Genomic DNA, 2,180 nt, shown 5'->3' on the forward strand with positions numbered 1-2,180 from the left:
GTCTGATCCCCTGCCCCATCTACCCCTCTGGCCACCCCCATGATTATGGAAATTGCCCACCTCACCATCCGCCCCGGCCAGACCAGCGCGTTTGAACAGGCGTTTGCCCAGGCGCAGCGCATCATTGCCTGCATGCCTGGCTACCTGTCCCATGAGCTGGGGCATTGCATGGAGCGACCGCAGGACTATGTGCTGCTGGTGCGCTGGGCCACCCTGGCCGACCACGAGGTGGGTTTCCGCCAATCCGCCCAGTACCAGGAGTGGAAACGGCTGCTGCACCATTTTTACGATCCGTTCCCCACCGTTGTGCACTTTGAGCCGGTCACGCCGGACAGGGTGTGACGGCGCCGCCACGCACGGATGCTGCAGCGCACTATTCGGGTATTGCCTGAAGATTTAGCGCACTGCGCGTGCCGTTTGGGTCCTAGAATTTGTAAAAGCGCGTATCTTCGTATCTTCATTACCGCGCGAAGGATCCAACATGAAAGCCATCCAGCAGGACATCGACGAGCGGACCAACCTCACCAGCACCAATAAGTTCGAGCTGCTGCTGTTTCGCCTGGGCATCGACAGCGCCTTGGGCAAGTCCGAGCTGTTCGGTATCAATGTCTTCAAGATCCGCGAGATCGTGGCCATGCCCAGCATCACGCCGATTGCGGGTACCACGGCCCATTCGCTCGGGGTGGTCAACCTGCGCGGACAGGTGATTCCGGTGCTGGACCTGCCCTCCATCGTGGGTTGCAAGCCACAGACGGGCCTGAACATCATGCTGGTGACAGAGTACGCACGCACCACCCAGGCGTTTGCGGTCGAGTCGGTGGAAGACATCGTGCGCCTGGACTGGAAACAGGTGCTGTCGGCGGAAACCAGCGGCGCTGCTGGCAAGCTGGTGACAAGCATTGCCCGTCTGGACGGCAACACCGACGAGTCCCGCCTCGCGCAGGTGCTGGACGTGGAAGCCATCCTGCAGATGATCTCGCCCTCTGACGGTCACGAGGTCACAGAGGAAAAGGTGGGCGCCAAGCTCAAGCTCAAGCCTGGTTGCATCATCCTGGCGGCGGACGACTCGTTCGTGGCCCGCTCGCTCATCGAGCAAGAGCTCAAGGTGCTCAACGCGCCATATGAAATGGTGAAATCCGGCAAGGAGGCCTGGGACCGGCTGAATGCCATCGCCAAAAGTGCCGAGGCCGAGGGCAAGACGGTGCTTGACCGCGTGGCCATGGTGTTGACCGACCTGGAAATGCCGGAGATGGACGGCTTCACGCTGACGCGCAACATCAAGCAGGACGCCCGCTTTCATGGGCTGCCGGTGGTCATCCATTCCTCGCTGTCGGGCTCGGCCAACGAAGACCATGTGCGCAGCGTCGGGGCCGATGGCTATGTGGCCAAGTTTGTGGCGGAAGACCTGGCGGAGACCATCCGCCGCGTACTGCCCAAGTAAACCGGCGCCCTATCCGCTGGAACACAACGGCCTTGCGGGGCCGTTTGTTTTTTGCGGGTCCGATTTTTTGGTTGAATCAGTTGATTGCGTCCGTAAAACGTACTCTGATAGCTATCATTTTTGACGATATCAAGCAGCAGGCGTGCCCCATATTCACGGGTTGTTACAGCCTCCATCGGCACCTGTGCATGCGCCGAGTCAACCAAAAGCCGTCCCCACGCGCTAAAGTGATTGGCCCCCTGTGCCAGACCCCTGAAATTTGTAACGCTCCACCGGAGCGCTTTTCATGGGCTTTACGGACAAGGCGGAACGCCCCCACCCGGCCGGAGTCTGATCACCATGACCTACACCATCACCCGCATTCTTTCCGCCACGGTCCTGGGGGCCCTGGTGACGGGGTGTGCCACCGTGCCGGGCGACCCCTATTACGACTCTCCGCGCTACCCGGTGTACGAACAGCCAGGCTACATCTACAGTGCCCCGCCGCCGGTGTACCAGGCGCCGCCTGTGTACCGTGCGCCTGGCGTGATCTATTCGGCCCCGCCGCCACCGCCCGCCATCTACTACGGCGGACGTGACCGCGACGACAACCGGTGGGACAACGACCGCAACCGCAATGACTGGCGCGAAAGAGAGCGTGACCGTGACCGCGCTGAGCGCGACCGGGCAGCCCGCGAACGCGAACGCCGCGACCAGCAGGCCCGTGAACTGGATCGCCGAGCCCGAGAACAGGACCAGG

The 2,180-nt window shown here is 61.8% G+C and carries 3 protein-coding genes; all 3 read left to right on the forward strand.

Translation table 11 applies throughout. From position 1 onward, the window contains the following. The first annotated feature begins 39 nt into the window (after positions 1–39). The gene (locus tag DBR23_RS00605) at positions 40–342 is read left to right on the forward strand and encodes an antibiotic biosynthesis monooxygenase (protein ID WP_108496966.1); all 303 of its coding nucleotides are present in this window, start codon (positions 40–42) and stop codon (positions 340–342) included. Between the two features lie 139 nt (positions 343–481). Continuing rightward, entirely contained in the window at positions 482–1,441 is a 960-nt protein-coding gene (locus DBR23_RS00610) for a chemotaxis protein (RefSeq protein ID WP_015015359.1), read from the forward strand. A gap of 339 nt (positions 1,442–1,780) precedes the next feature. Beyond that, a partial coding sequence (locus tag DBR23_RS00615; RefSeq protein WP_108496967.1) for a hypothetical protein occupies positions 1,781–2,180 on the forward strand: 400 nt, incomplete at its 3' end.

The organism is Acidovorax sp. HMWF018 (genome assembly GCF_003061035.1).
In the GTDB taxonomy this organism is placed as follows: domain Bacteria; phylum Pseudomonadota; class Gammaproteobacteria; order Burkholderiales; family Burkholderiaceae_C; genus Acidovorax; species Acidovorax delafieldii.

Excerpts from the sequence above, each read along its gene's own strand:
- DBR23_RS00605 (WP_108496966.1), top strand. The coding sequence starts at position 40 with ATGATTATGGAAATTGCCCACCTCACCATCCGCCCCGGCCAGACCAGC.
- DBR23_RS00610 (WP_015015359.1), top strand. The coding sequence starts at position 482 with ATGAAAGCCATCCAGCAGGACATCGACGAGCGGACCAACCTCACCAGC.